Source organism: Zobellia galactanivorans, from assembly GCF_000973105.1.
Classification (GTDB): Bacteria; Bacteroidota; Bacteroidia; order Flavobacteriales; family Flavobacteriaceae; genus Zobellia; species Zobellia galactanivorans.
Genome location: NC_015844.1, coordinates 4161191 through 4175763 on the forward strand (window position 1 = coordinate 4161191; position 14573 = coordinate 4175763).

The 14573-nt window shown below is 45.8% G+C and carries 8 protein-coding genes; all 8 read right to left on the reverse strand.

All coding sequences use genetic code 11. The features are described 5' to 3' along the window. Window positions 1-20: 20 nt before the first annotated feature. The 8 genes from ZOBGAL_RS16885 to ZOBGAL_RS16920 all read right to left on the reverse strand — a co-directional run bounded on the left by ZOBGAL_RS16885 (window position 21) and on the right by ZOBGAL_RS16920 (window position 14569). The gene (locus tag ZOBGAL_RS16885; protein ID WP_013994923.1) at window positions 21-1508 is read right to left on the reverse strand and encodes a sulfatase family protein; all 1488 of its coding nucleotides are present in this window, start codon (window positions 1506-1508) and stop codon (window positions 21-23) included. A 48-nt stretch (window positions 1509-1556) separates the two neighbouring features. Further along, the gene (locus ZOBGAL_RS16890; protein ID WP_013994924.1) at window positions 1557-3008 is read right to left on the reverse strand and encodes a sulfatase family protein; all 1452 of its coding nucleotides are present in this window, start codon (window positions 3006-3008) and stop codon (window positions 1557-1559) included. A gap of 181 nt (window positions 3009-3189) precedes the next feature. Then, the gene (locus ZOBGAL_RS16895; protein ID WP_013994925.1) at window positions 3190-4491 is read right to left on the reverse strand and encodes a glycoside hydrolase family 117 protein; all 1302 of its coding nucleotides are present in this window, start codon (window positions 4489-4491) and stop codon (window positions 3190-3192) included. Window positions 4492-4536: 45 nt separating this feature from the next. Further along, entirely contained in the window at window positions 4537-5691 is a 1155-nt protein-coding gene (locus tag ZOBGAL_RS16900; RefSeq protein ID WP_013994926.1) for a glycoside hydrolase family protein, read from the reverse strand. Window positions 5692-5766: 75 nt separating this feature from the next. Further along, window positions 5767-8826, reverse strand: coding sequence for a glycoside hydrolase family 2 (locus ZOBGAL_RS22835; protein WP_013994927.1), 3060 nt, complete (start codon window positions 8824-8826; stop codon window positions 5767-5769). A gap of 11 nt (window positions 8827-8837) precedes the next feature. Next, complete coding sequence (locus ZOBGAL_RS16910; RefSeq protein WP_013994928.1) at window positions 8838-10277, reverse strand: sulfatase family protein; 1440 nt, start codon at window positions 10275-10277, stop codon at window positions 8838-8840. A gap of 38 nt (window positions 10278-10315) precedes the next feature. After that, on the reverse strand, window positions 10316-12607 hold the full coding sequence (locus ZOBGAL_RS16915) for a glycoside hydrolase family 2 protein (RefSeq protein ID WP_013994929.1): 2292 nt from the start codon (window positions 12605-12607) through the stop codon (window positions 10316-10318). A 9-nt stretch (window positions 12608-12616) separates the two neighbouring features. Continuing rightward, window positions 12617-14569: a glycoside hydrolase family 97 protein gene (locus tag ZOBGAL_RS16920; protein ID WP_013994930.1), complete on the reverse strand. Its 1953-nt coding sequence runs from the start codon at window positions 14567-14569 to the stop codon at window positions 12617-12619. Between the last annotated feature and the right edge of the window lie 4 nt (window positions 14570-14573).

Consider the following 14573-nt stretch of genomic DNA (forward strand, 5'->3'; position numbering starts at 1 on the left):
GTTTGTAACTGCAATTTTATTTACTCGGCTATGGCATATTGAAGCTTCAATTTGGCGAGCTCTTTTTTCATTTTTGAAATTTGCTTCGCCACTGTAGATACGCCATATATATTGTTCATTTCCGAAGGGTCTTTCTCTAAGTCGTAAAATTCCCATTCTTCCCCATTGGGCACATCTTCCCCATAAAAACGAATCAGTTTGTAACGCTGGTTGGCCACACCTTCATGGCGGCGGACCGCATGGGCCCCGGGGTATTCATAATAGTGGTAGTAGATAGATTTACGCCATTTTTTAGGGGATTTGCCCTTTAATAGGGGTACGACACTCTTTCCTTGCATATCATCTGGAATGGGGGCGTCGGCCAAGTCAAGAAAGGTTTCTGCAAAATCAATGTTCTGTACCAAGTCGGTGTTTACGCTTCCTGGTTTTACCGTTCCCGGCCATTTTACGATCAGGGGCGTACGAAACGATTCCTCGTACATAAAGCGCTTGTCGAACCATCCGTGTTCGCCCATGTAAAAGCCTTGGTCAGAGGAGTAGATAACGATGGTGTTCTCGTCTAGACCTTGTTCTTTAAGCGATTGCATTATCTGGCCCACACTTTCATCTACGGACCAGATACAACGTAAATAGTCTTTCATATAGGTCTGATATTTCCATTTCACCAAGGCTTCTCCCTTAAGCTTGGCTGCGGCGAATTTAGCGTAGCGTTCCTTATATCTCGGGTCATTGGCATAGCGGTCACCTTCGGCCTTTAGGTCAATATGGGTATTCATGCTGGTAGCAATGTCCATCTCTTGTTTATGGGCTGCCGTAGTGCGGGTGGCATAGTCGTCAAAAAAGTTATCGGGCTCGGGTATTTCTACATCTTCGTATTTGCTCATGTAGCGTTCTGCCGGATCCCAGTTACGGTGTGGTGCTTTGTGGTGTACCATCATCATAAAGGGCTTGTCTTGATCGCGTTCGTTTTCTAACCAATTCAGGGCACGGTCGGTAATAACATCGGTAACGTATTCGCCTTTGTAGTTTGTGTCACCTTCCTCGGTAATAAAATCAGGGTTGTAATATTTGCCTTGTCCAGGAAGTACCTCCCAATAATCAAAACCCTGCATTTTTCCGGGAAGGTGGATCTTGCCGATCATGGCTGTTTGGTAGCCGTTCTGCCGAAGAATTTTTTGAAACTGTTGTTGGTCGTGGTCAAATACGGTCTTTTTGGTATTGTCCTTTTTTTTGTGGAGGTGGCTCATTTTTCCCGTTAACAACGTGGCCCTACTGGGGGCGCAAATTGAGTTTTCAACATAGGCTTTGTCAAAGCGCATACCTTCCGCTGCCAATTTATCGATGTTGGGCGTTGGGTTCAGACTTTGTAGCCTACCACCGTAGGCACCAATGGTTTGATAGGAATGGTCATCGGAAAAAATCCAGACGATGTTGGGCTTCTTTTCTTGGGCCATGGTAATCAAAGGTAGAAGATAGGCCAGCAAGCAGATGAGTCGATTCAGTTTCATATAAATGTCATTTTGGTTTTGGTAAATTATGGATGTCAAAAATGTTCTTTAGAGTTTGCCGATTTCCCTGTTTTCAGTTCCTCTTTCAATGCCGACGTTCAGGTCGCCCAATGCTTTACGGGCCTTTTCAACTTCTAGCATCAGTTCTTTTACTTTTTCGGGATGATAGGCGATTACGTTATATCTTTCCCCCGGATCGCGCATCATATTGTAGAGTTCGGGCTGCTCTACTACGGTTTTTATTCTTTTTCCTCCTTTGCCATCATTGCCGGGTTCGGTATTATAGCTACTGTAGGTGTGGGGCAATACCAGTTTCCAATTGCCTTTTCGAACTCCGTTCAAGTTGTTCTTTCCGTGATAGTATAGTATGGTATTACGAGGCGTTTCTGAAAATTGTCCTTTCCAAAGCGGTGATATGTCTACGCCGTCTATTTTATTGTCGGATAGTTTTCCATTGGTAATCGCCGCGAAGGTAGGAAGCAAATCTACTGCACAGGCCAATTTGTCCGAGACCGTTCCTTCTGGGGTCTTTCCTGGCCAGCGAATGATAAAGGGCACTCTTTGGCCGCCTTCCCAGCTTGTGGTTTTACCTTCGCGAAGACCTCCTGAAGAGCCCGCATGGTTTCCAAAATTCAACCAAGGTCCGTTATCCGTAGTAAAAATAAAAATAGTGTTGTCAGCTATACCGTTCTGTTTAAGGGCCTTATCGATTTCGCCAACCGACCAATCGATTTCCATCATAACATCGCCATAAAGGCCTTGTTCGCTCTTTCCCCTAAATTTATCCGATACGCCGAGGGGAATATGGCCCATGGTATGGGGTACATATAGAAAAAAGGGCTCATTGGCATTTCTATTGATGAAGTCTACCGCTTTTTCGGTGTATAGGGTTGTCAACTTGTCTTGGTCTTTTAAACTTTTGACATACGCTATGGTTTTGTTCCCTTCAATAATTGGTAAATCAGGAAACTTAGCTCTATTTTTTTCAGCGGAAAGATGTTCCCCCGTAGCACTGTCGTGCGGCCACATATCGTTGGAGTAGGGTAGGCCAACAAATTCATCAAACCCATGTTGCAATGGCAAGAATTCTTTTTGCCAACCCATATGCCATTTGCCGAAGCAGGCCGTTTTATAATCTTGCTCCTTGAACATTTCGGCCATGGTAAGCTCATCTTTGTTCAAGCCGATCTCATGTCGTGGGAAAAGCGCTCCCGAGAACCCTATGCGATTTGGATAACAGCCGGTCATAAGACCTGCCCTGGAAGCACTACAAACAGGTTGTGCCGAGTAATAGTTGGTAAAGCGTGTGCCTTTTGCGGCCAATTGGTCGATATGGGGCGTTTCAAAACCGGTGGCACCATAGACGCCTACATCGCCATATCCTTCATCATCGATAAAAACAAGAACCACATTGGGGCGTTTGCTATCTTGGTTTTGGGCGATGGAAAAATTAAAGGACAGCAATGTAACTAGAACTAGGGCAAAAGGACTGAATTTCATAAAAGTAGAGGTTTGGTAGTTTCGTTTTTGTTAAAAAGGACCTTTTTAAAGGAAAAGAGAATGATAAAGGGTTTTCCGTACCCTAAAAAAAGGTCCTTGCTAAATTTAGTCTTTTAATTACGTTTTTACTACCGTTTAACAACCGCTCTTGTTACTGTTATAATTTGATAATGAGCTGATTTTATCGTCCTTCGGGACTTAGGTTTTTGCGGGGTGCCTGGGCAAAATAAACCTCTGGTCTGTGCCATACCCCTGTGTTTTTATAGAATGGGTCATCAACGTCAAGGCTTAGGTCGCAATCGAATCGGGCGATGATCGAATAGCCTTTTTTAGGGTTGTTACTAGCATTGGTAAAGTGGCATAGCCCCCAAGTAACCCCTCTTCCGTTACCCGAATCGGTAAAGGCATCCGCGGCAAAAGGAGCGGCTGCGGTTGGGGCCAGTGAAACTACCGAGGCAATTTCAAAATTGACACCGTCTTTGGCATATTGCATGGTATATCGTTCGTTACCATCCTTTATGGCCAATGTGGCCACTCCTTCCTTAAAGGGGAAATAGGTGGTTTCGTGCCCGGAGGTCATTACGGGGTTCAAGGGGTGTTTTTCAAATGGGCCTAATGGATCATCGGCAATGGCAAGACCGTGTCCCACGGCATATTTATCGCGAATATCGGGCCATTTGTTATAGGCGGCCTTATAGTAGAGGTGAATTTTTCCTTTGTAGACTATGGGCTGTGGATCATGTGTGGCATCTTGGTCCCATTCGCCCTTCTTTCCGAAAGGAATTACGGAGTCGCCACCATGTGTCCATGGTCCGTCGGGAGAATCTGCATAGGAAACCGAAACAGGGCACCAATCGCCTCTTAGTCCGCTCGGCTCGTTAAACGCTTGGTAGTATAGATAATATTTTCCCTTCCAAACCAAGATGTCGGGTGTAGCCACTGAACGCCATCCGGGCTTAGGCTTTTCGGGTCTTGCAATGGCAACACCCTCTTCTTTCCATGTTGTTCCGTCTTCACTGGTAGCATACCAAATTTCACATAGGTCCCAATCGGTAGATGGAATCTCATCGGTAGCTTCCTTGGCACGGTTCCAACCGATGGGGGGCACTTTGGTATCTCTTTTAGTGTAGTAGATATAATATTTCCCATTCACTAAAATGGGTCTTGAGGGGTCTCGTCGAGAGATGGTTCCATCCCCATTATTGTAATCAAAGCCTTTAAGACGGGTATATTTGAACTGCGAAAAAAGCTCGTTATCCTGTACCCGGGGAGCGGGATAGCTGAACATACGTTCCGCGGCGGCACTTAAGGGCATATCCGGTTTTTCGGAGGGCATTTTATGGGGAAATACTTTGTGTTCCGTAGTTGCGGAATCTTCCGTTGGGGTCGACTTGGTTTCCGTTTTTTGTTCGGAACAAGCGATAAGCGATAGGGCCATTAGAAGACTAAAGGTCGATTGCTTGAGAAAAAGATTGATTTGCATAGGTGTTGTTTTAGAGTTTGAACAGCTTTTGTTTTGAGTCCTATTTTAGGGGGCTATTTTTTCTATTTTCAAAGGAATCTGAATGTTGAACGACTCTCGAATTCCCTTGGCATCAAGGGTGTCGGCCGCACATAAGAGAGCTATAGGTTCGCCGTTTTCCATGTATACTTGCGGACGTTCCAAATGTTCGAACTGTTGGGTTCTTCCGTTTTCCCATTCGACGATGCGCTTGGAAATTTCAAAATATTTGGCTTTCTCCCATTGGATACCATCTTCCGAATCGTAGTGTACCAAAGAGAATTCTCGTGTTTTACCGTCGTTTTTTATACGTTTTACAATGGCCCTGAATTTACCATCTTGATACCAAATGTATGGGTCTTCGGCAGGAAAGCGTTCGCCTTCGAAGGTGAAAACGGGATTGGGATATTTCTTGAACGGACCGGTAGGACTGTCCGCTATGGCTACCATGTGAACCACGGGGCCACCACCTGGTAAGGGGTCTTTTTTCCCTACGGCCTTATAGACCATTAAGATTTTTCCATCGGGCATTTGGCATACCGACGGATTTGAGGTCATTAAGGCATCAAGGGCATCGTCGTTATGAGATATGTCCAAAACAGGTTTGTCGAACCGCTTCCAAGGGCCGTTGGGCGAATCGGCTACGGCTACCCCTATGCGTTGGTTGTTGCGGTGTACCCAGTTTATTTTAGGTTTTCCGGGCGTACTTACTATTTTTTTATCGCCCGTATTCCCCATATAATACAGGTAATATTTTCCATTGAACTTATGTACGGTCGGGTTATGGGTCGTAGAACCGTCCCAGAATTCCGCCCCGCGGTCCGGTAAGGTAACATCTTTATGTCTAAAAGGGCCGAAGGGCGATTCTGATACCGCATGGGCTATTACGGAGTAGTTTACCCATTCCCAACCAATATTTTTAGGCCATTGGGAGTAAAACATATGGTAAAGTCCGTCTTCGCCCTTGACCATAGAACCGCCCCAGATACTGAGACTGTCGTTTCTGAATATGGATTTGGGCGAGACCTTTCCGAATTCTATTTTGTAGTCGGAGATTTTACTTTTTTCCGATACTTGGCTTACTGCTGGTGTCTCGGTTGCCGAGAGGGTCTTTTTTTCGTTCTTACATGCCGTTAGATGGCAAATACCGGCAAAAGCAATGACTAGGCTGAGTGTTTTCATATTGTTGTTTTTAATGGAGCTGAAATGCCATGGGTGGTTTCCCATGTTAAACTTTTATGGGTTAATTTTTTTTACTTAGTTTCTATATCTCTCCTTGTTTCTTATCGTGTAAACATGGATCGGTTTTGACCAATCACTTTCTCCGGTCTTGGTCTTTTTCTTGATGCTCACGAAGTGGGGGTCGTCGCCTTCAAAATCGATGACGGTCATACCCTTGGTCCGCGTACTGTTTTTATAGGGGAAATAACTGTCTCGTAAACCGTATTTCACTATATATTCCACATCGTCCGGTGCTCCCGAATAGCCAACGACGAGCTTTCCGTCCGATAGAAAGGCATCCCAGATCATAGGAGGAAGTACATCAGCGTTCGCCTTGGTGGTACGCGTGCCGGAAGGAACACTTTTTCCTTTCGAATTTTGGGCAATTACGCTGAAGGCGTACTCTTCTTCAGGGTCGAGGTCTTTTATTTCAATACTATGGGTCGTGCTGGTGTCGGACTTCCTTTCGAGGCCCTTTCCATCGGCATATGCGACGTAATAGGTGTCGGCTCCGAAAACAGGCCGGTAATGCACGCGTACGGTGCCATGCCCCTTTTCTATGGCGAGAATAGATGTCTTTTCAGGAAGCTCAAGGGAGATCGAGGTCTGGTGCCTAATATAGCCGTTGGGTGAAATCACCGCGGCATGTATTTGGGCCATACCGGTCATATACCGTTGCCAATCGATAGCGACTTCCGTAGGCTTGCCACCAGGAACGATATGGGGAAGGCTGTGGGTCTTGGAAAAAAGAATTTCCCCTTGCTTATCATACATCGTAAATTCAAGCGTATAGCCCTTGAGGCTATAGACGGGGTAACCATTTACGGGTTTTGGTGTGATTCTTACCTTGGCCCCTCCGTTTTTTAAATCGATCCCATCGATTTTCAAATCGGCTAGGGGACTGTTTTCTTTTTGGATGCGATGGTATAACTTTCGTTTTTGTCGCCATGTATTGACCAGGCCCCAAACTCGGTTTTCCTCAGGTGAAGTAGCCGCGTAACCGCTCCGATAGTCGTTGAACGTCCACAACGATGCCCCGATTACATAGGTGTTTTTGCCCCTTAAATGATCGTTCCATTCCGATAGTTCGGGAATGTCGCCATCCAAGGAAGTGGTGGCCATGGGCTTTATGCCGTATTCCGAGATGAATATCGGTTTGTCGGGCCATTTCGCGCGTAAGGTTTTAAACACTTTATCGGGAGTCCCTTGAAAAGGATAGAGGTTGTGCATAATGATATCCACTAAGGTGTTAGGGTCCTTTTCGGGAGTTGCCGAATCGCGCCATCCGCTGTTGCTTACACAGGTAACCAAGCGATATGGGTCTAGTTCCTTCTTGACGTAGTCAATCGTTTCTTTGGCATAATCAAAGTGGTCTTTTAGTTCATTGCCAACGCTCCAACCGATAATACTGGGGTGGTTGACATCGCGTTCAATCATTTCTTTAAGCCATTGCTTGGCCAAGGGATAATGCGGGGGCGTAAACTCGGGGTTGGTGAGTTCGCGCACATTGACTTCCTCAAAAATCAAAATACCTTTCTCATCACAGCGGTCCATTAATTTTTTGTTCTGGGTGCCGTGCATGATGCGCATAAAGTTGGCCCCGGCATTTTTCATGAGGTCTACATCTTTGTCGATCAAATATTGCGGTTCGGAAGAGCCCCAATACCTATGGTCGCTAACCCGATTAAAACCGGACAAGCGTACGGGCTCGCCGTTTAAAATCAGTTGGGAGTCGGTCAACTCTATTTTTCTGATACCGAATCGGTCTTTTTGGGTATCTAAAACCTGCCCGTTTTCCGATATCGTTGTTGTGAGATGATATAGGTTAGGGGTATCAAAATGCCAAAGTTTTACATCGGTGGCGGGTAGGGTTGTGGCCAGTTGTATTTCTTGGGTGCTGTTGGCCGGTACTTTTACCTTGTACGTCAAATCAACAGGACTTGAGGCTTCTTCAATATGCGCAGCCAGCAAAACGGTACGTTGGCGAGTCGATGAATTCTTGATTCGAACCTTAAGCTTCAGGTTTGCCGAACCTTTTTTTAGGTCGGGATCGGCATGTATGTATTGATAACTGATGCGCACATCATTATTTTTTATAAGATGTACCTCGCGAATGATGCCGCCCCAGTTCCAAGTAGCCCCTACAAGGGCATTGTTGTCGGCTTCTACGGCCAGTACGTTTTGGCCGTTATAATTTAGTTTGTCGGTAATATCAAATTCAAATGGGGTAAAGCCCCCTTGGTGTAGCCCGACCAATTCCCCGTTTAAGAAGACTCGGGCAATGTGGTATACGGCATCAAATTTTAACCTAATCCGCTCGTTTGAAACCGATTTCCAGTTCTTGGGCAACTCAAAGGTTTTCCGGTACCAGCCTTTACCGGTATAGTTCGAATATGCGTTGAGCATGCCCCAATGCCCGGGTACCCGTAGGTCTTTCCAATTGGAATCATCAAAATCAACCTGAAAAACGGAAGACTTTTCAATATCCGCTTCTTCCATTTTTTCCTTCGATACCGGTCTGAACATCACTGCATCGGCAACTACGGTACTGGCCGTGATGGCGGTTACTTCCACATAGCTGTCTAAAGTCTTGTCAAAACTGAATACCCCAAGGCTCAACCATTGGTCACAACGGTTTCGTTGGTTAAAATAGGCAGCCGTAATTCCTTGGGCATGGTTGACATTCACTTCCGCCGTTAGATGTGAGGCAAAGGGAAAGCGGACAAATGCTTCGTAAAACCCTGATTCGGGTAATTCGGGACGATAACGTACATAGTTTTGATCCGACTCGCCGGATTTAAAGTCACGCTGTAAATAATCGGTACCCAAAAAGCCGGACCCGCGTTCTCCTTCCGATCGGGTTTTCCAATCTCCTTTTACCGAAACCCGGTCCTTATCGGTATTGTCGATGACAATATCTTCAAGGGTTTCGGAAATATCAATGTAATTCGAGCCTTCGCCATAAATAGCGTGGAATTTCCAATTTCCGCTAAGTAACATCCGCTCCTCGCCGGGGAGGTCGACTTTTTCGGTCTGGGCATGGCAAATTCCGAATACTAGGAATAGCGTATGGAATACAAAGGATTTGAGCTGCATAAGTCTTGTTTTTAATAGTCTTTCTTAACGAAAGGATGCTTCACTTTTGATTTAGGCTTGCGAAATACCCAGGGCTTCCAAGCTTCGTAGCGTTCCTTCCATTCTTCAAGTGTTCGGGTAGGGTATTTGGACGAGAGTCCGCCTTCCCTGAATTCTTGCGATACCCCTTCGTCTTTGATCGATCTTCTCCAAACGTACAGTTCTTCCAAGAGTTTATCCTTAATATCCCCATAGTGCGGGTCGTTGGCAAGGTTGTTCAATTCGTAGGGATCCTTTTCTATATCGAAGAGTTCGAACTCGGGCTTTGAAGGTGCGAAGAATTTCGCCTGGTCTTCATTAAGCTTTCCTTCCATATACATGATATTCATCTCGGCCAACATGGGGTACATATCTTCTTTGTAGCCACTGTATTGCAACCATGCACGTTCCGGCATCAAATTATGGATCAATTTGTATTTTTTTGAACGGATGGTACGCATCGCATCGTGGGTACCGCCCATTCGTCCCCTTGCGGCAAAAATGTATTCCCTATTCTTCGATTCCTCTTCAAAAAGGTTTTTTCCCTGTAGCTCATGTTTCGGTTTGGCCCCGGCGACGTCTAGAATGGTAGCGGTAATATCAATGGTCTGTACCATATCTGTGTTTACTTGGGCGGGAGCGACCTTACCGGGCCATTTGATGATCATAGGCACTTGAAGTCCCGGATCATACAAGAACTGCTTTCCGCGAATATGGCAGCGGCCGTTATCGCCAATAAGAAAGATCAAGGTATTTTCGGCAAGACCTTCTTTTTCCAATCGATCGAGAATGTCACCGATTTCGCGATCGCAAATTTGCATCTGTTCCAAACCATTGGCCCAGTCACGTCTGGCAAAAGGGGTGTCAACATAATAGGGTGGGAGTACTACATCGGCAGGGTCTATGGGGTTTTTGGCATCGCGATTCCATTTTCGGTGTGTACCGCCCAAGGTTATTTGGGCGAAAAAGGGCTGTCCTTTTTCACGTTCCTTCCAATCTTTTCCCATAAAACCCAAATCGCCGCTAAAATTGGCGTCGGTTTTGTCGTAGATCATTAAAGCCGTAAAATACCCTGCCTCTTTTAAGAGTACGGGCATAGGTTTAATGCCATAAGGCAAAGGTTTCTTGTCTTCTTTGGCCGTTCTGTGCTGTTGCGCCCCGATATAGTTTTGGTGGTAGCCCGTAAGCATGGCCGAACGCGAAGTGGAACAAACCGGGGAGGTACAAAAGGCATTGGTGTAGCGTATGCCTTCGGAGGCGAGCTTGTCGGTAACAGGGGTTTCTATTCCCGGGGTGCCGTAGCATCCCAGGTCAAGACCCCAATCTTCGAGCATGATCCAAACAATGTTCGGACGGTCGTTAGTACTGTCTTGGGCCATTGCATGGCATGGAATGAGCAGTAATGCCAAACAAAAGGTTTTTATCAGTTTCATATGCAAGGATTCTGGTTTTGGTTCTGAAATTTTTTATGTTACTCTATGAGTTGTTCTGTAGTGGACCAATCCGTGACGTCGGATTTTAATTTCACGAAAAAGGGTTCTGATGAAGGCCATTTAATTTTGATGGCCCCCTTTAGATCTGTAGTTATTTCTTCGGTCAGATGCTCAGGGGCGTTTCCATATTTAAAAGTGAAAATAGAATCTTTTTCGCTTACAGTATAGCCTATGGAAATACTTTCGCTTTTCCGGCCCAAAAACTCTATTACAGGGGAGTCGGAGGCTTCTACGGTGGGCTTTTTCCATACTTTTGATGAAGCGGTTTTTACCTCGATTTGCATGGGTGACCATAGACCGACATCGATTCGGGCGACGTTGTTTTCTTTTTTGAAGTTAAACTCCAGGGCGTCGTCCCCGGGTTTTATGATGGGAAGTTCAATACGCTCTTTGCCGATTGATTGGTCTTCGGCGTTAAAAAGCTCATATACCAGGGTATATCCTTCCATAATGTAGGCGGGAATGTCTTGTTCGTTTCTGGGGAGCAAAGTGATTGCAAGGGACTGTTTACCAACACTAGCTTTTAAACCTTGAACAGGCGCGTAGATATCTTGAATCTGTTTGTAGGCTTTTTTCTTGTTTCTCCATACATCGACCACGCCCCAAGCCCTGTTTTCGGAGGGAGGTGTAGCCTTGTAGTCGCTTCGGTAATCGTTGTAGGTCCATAGCGCGGAACCTACGACGTAGGGAAGCGTTCTTATTTTGTCAAGTTGCTCAATGAGGGTATCACTGAACCCGGCATCGGGTGTGAGTCCGATCTGTTTGTCACCGATCTCTGAAATGAAGATAGGTTTTCCGGGAAACTTTGCATGGGCCCTGCCCACTTTTTCATAGGTTTCCCCGTAGGAGTTCATACAGAGCAAATCAAGTTTTTCGTAGGGCTCGTTACCAGGTTGGGCCAAGGGCAGGTGCGATGTAAAGCTTACCACGGTTTTCAAGCGTGTAGAGTCTAGGGAGGCCACATGGTCTAGCATATCGTTTACATATTCGTACTGGCCGGGTGTCATGGTCATATCTTGCCATTCACCGTCAGGGTTGCCAATTTCGTTACCCATGCTCCAACCGACCACACTGGCATGGTTGAAGTCGCGCGCAATCATTTCGTCCAACCATTTCTTTGTTCGTGGGTTATCGGGGGTGGCATTGGGTGCGCCACGGCCCCAAACGGGAATTTCTTCAATAACCATATAGCCAATACTATCACAGAACTGTAAAAGGTTCTTCGATGCAGGCGCGTGCATGATCCTTGAGAAGTTACCACCAAGGGCTTTGATGTCTAGAATATCGTTCTTTATAAGTTCGTCGGGCTCGGTATTGCCGTACAGGCGATGGTCGTGTACCCGGTTGAAACCGTTTAGCCGAACAGCCTCGTTGTTGAGAAATAATTGTTCACCAATGGCCTCCATTTTTCGAATACCGAATTTATCGGAAACGGCATCGACTTCTTGATCGTTAGAAACGAGGCTACTATTTAAAACGTAAAGGTGTGGTCGGTCAAAATGCCATAATTCTACTTCCTTCAACTCCTTTTTAAAGGTCAATACCTTTTCTATGGTCTCGTTTGCGGCTACCGTCACTTCAAGGGTTTGCGGTTGCCACGATTTATGGTCGGGCCCAAGGATATCAGGATTGATCTTCAGGTTTTGTGGGGTGTCGGAATTATTTTCAATTTTATAGGAAATGGCAAAGTCCACTACGCCGTTGTCAAAATCGGGCACAGCTGAAATATGTTGACGAACCAAGCGAACATCGTTATGGGCAAGTAAGGATACGTCTCTGCTTATACCGCCCCAAGCCCACCAAGCACCTCTTCTAAAGGTATTGTCGGCCATGACCAAAATCGAGTTCGGTTTATCGGTGCGTACTTCGTCGGTTATGTTGAATTCAAAAGGGGTGTAGCCCCCTTCATGTTCGCCCAATAACTTACCGTTCAACCACACTTTGGAGGTTTCGTAAACGGCATCGAACTTTAATCGGACCTGTTTTTTTTGCCAATTTTCGGGAAGGGTAAAACTACGTTGGTAATACCCCTTGCCCTTAAAATGGGCGTATTTGTTCTCAACGTCCCAGTTTCCGGGTACGCTCAGGGTATCCCACTTGGCGTAATCTACGGTCAATAGCTGTTCTTCACTTTCTTCGTTAGAAGCTAAAAAGTGCCATTCCCCGTTAAGGGAAAGGGTTTCGTTTTTTAGAACCGTATCAGCTTTTTTAGGTGAACATGAACTTAGAAAAACGATTGTAAAAAGTGCTAGGCAAGCAAAATCTCTCATGGGTCTTATTTATTTTTTGGTAAACTTTATGGTGGCACCACCGTGCTCGGCCAAATGAATGCTTATCGTTTTTTCTTGAGAAACCGTTTCGGTCGATTTTTTAAAGGGTAGGGCCGTATTCCATTGGCGTAGGTTGGCTTCTTTATTAAGTCCTTCCAAATTAATACGCTCGGCCTCGGTATCGTCGGTAAAGATTTCAGCGAGGTATTCACCATCCCCTAAAAAACTACAGTCGATTTGCATTTCTTGGGAAGGACCACTACGGAGTACGCCCAAATACCAGTCGTTGTTTTTACGTCTGGCTATGGCCGCCAATTCCCCGATCTTACTTTGGGGCAAGACAAAGGTTTCGTCCCAGACCGAAGGCACGGTCTTAATAAAATCCAATGCAGGCTGAACACTCTTGGTTTTCAGTAGAAACTGGGTGTTTTCCGCAATACAGTTAAAGGGCGAATAAAAAGTGACCAAAGTAGCCAATTGATGGGCCCAAGTAGTTTCACCTGGCTCGGTAAGGCCGAGTGGGGTATAGTCGCCATGACCGGTAACGTATCTTGTAAACGGCAATGCGGCATTGTGGGAAGCGGGTAGGGGACCCTCTTTCATATGGTTCACCTCTAGGCCACGTATACCTTCACGGGTAACCTCATTCGGGTAGGTGCGATATTCGCCCGAACTTTGTTGGCAACCGTGAAAATTGACCATCAATTGCAGTTCTGCCGCTTTTTTTAGTAAGGCTTCATCAAAGGAGATGATCGATTTGCCCTGGCCGTTCATAAAATCGACTTTTACCCCAACGGCACCGGTCTGCTTTACGCTGTCTAAAAAATGCCTCATTACCGCATAATCGTTTTCGGGGAAATTGATTTCCTTGGAATGCTTCCAAACAAAAATACCGACTCCTTTTTCCTTCGCATAATCACAAAGCTTGGTAACCGACTCCCATTTATTGGGCCATCTTTCCCAACCTTCGTCTACCATGGAATATGAAAAACCAAGCGACTGGGCATCATCGACCATATCGTGCTCTTCTTTATAGTTGACGTATTTTCCCGACCACCAGTGCCAAACGGACTTTCCGGGTTTGATCCAGTCGGTATCGGCAAATAAATTGGCATCTGGAGCAGGGTTAAGGGAAGCTACCATGGTATTGTTCGCCAAATCGTTCAGGGTATCGGCCAAAAGAACACAGCGCCAAGGAGTGGTGAGTCTACCTTTCACATCAAACCCGGCATCGCCTTCTTCGAAATTCGCCTTGAACGAATTCTTGCCTATGGCTTCCAAACGCATACCGCTATAATTAAAGAGACCGGCTTCGGCCAACAGTGCATATCCCCCTTGTGGAAGTTCACAAGTGAGGGTCAAGCCTTGTATCGGACCCATTTTGGAAACCGTTGGCATCTCGGAAATATCGGCGGAAAGCCATTCACCGGCATGCGATTTCAACTTCCAATCGTTATCACGCTCAAAGTACCATACTTTGGTTTCGTTCGGTAGTTTAAAACTGCTCTCTTCGCCCTGTACATGTTGGGTACCTTCGCCAGAAACCGTATAACGGTAGGCCACACCTTCATCGGAAAGTTGAAATTCCAATTTCCAATCGCTTCCATCCGCTTCGGAAACCTCGTATATGTATAGATCTCCTGTGTACGAGGCCTTACTTTTTATGCCGTTAAGAGGGTATTCTAGGGCTATTTCTTTTTGTTCTAAAAGCGATAGGGAGGCATTCTTTCCTAAATGTTTGCCATCGACCTTAAGACCTAATAGCGAAGTATCTAGAACCACCTGCCGGTCTTTGTTGATAAGGAAGGCTAGTTGGCCGTTGGCTGCAGTCAACAAGGAAACCACGGTATTGCCATAGCGCATGCTAAGGACTTTATTTTTTTCCTCGGTCGCATTTTTGCATGAAGTAATGCTTATCAGAATGGCGATAGCGAATGCCGATGTCAAGATTACTTTTCTCATGGTA

Excerpts from the sequence above, each read along its gene's own strand:
- ZOBGAL_RS16895 (WP_013994925.1), bottom strand. The coding sequence starts at position 4,491 with ATGCAAATCAATCTTTTTCTCAAGCAATCGACCTTTAGTCTTCTAATG.
- ZOBGAL_RS16900 (WP_013994926.1), bottom strand. The coding sequence starts at position 5,691 with ATGAAAACACTCAGCCTAGTCATTGCTTTTGCCGGTATTTGCCATCTA.
- ZOBGAL_RS16885 (WP_013994923.1), bottom strand. The coding sequence starts at position 1,508 with ATGAAACTGAATCGACTCATCTGCTTGCTGGCCTATCTTCTACCTTTG.
- ZOBGAL_RS16910 (WP_013994928.1), bottom strand. The coding sequence starts at position 10,277 with ATGAAACTGATAAAAACCTTTTGTTTGGCATTACTGCTCATTCCATGC.
- ZOBGAL_RS16915 (WP_013994929.1), bottom strand. The coding sequence starts at position 12,607 with ATGAGAGATTTTGCTTGCCTAGCACTTTTTACAATCGTTTTTCTAAGT.
- ZOBGAL_RS16890 (WP_013994924.1), bottom strand. The coding sequence starts at position 3,008 with ATGAAATTCAGTCCTTTTGCCCTAGTTCTAGTTACATTGCTGTCCTTT.
- ZOBGAL_RS22835 (WP_013994927.1), bottom strand. The coding sequence starts at position 8,826 with ATGCAGCTCAAATCCTTTGTATTCCATACGCTATTCCTAGTATTCGGA.
- ZOBGAL_RS16920 (WP_013994930.1), bottom strand. The coding sequence starts at position 14,569 with ATGAGAAAAGTAATCTTGACATCGGCATTCGCTATCGCCATTCTGATA.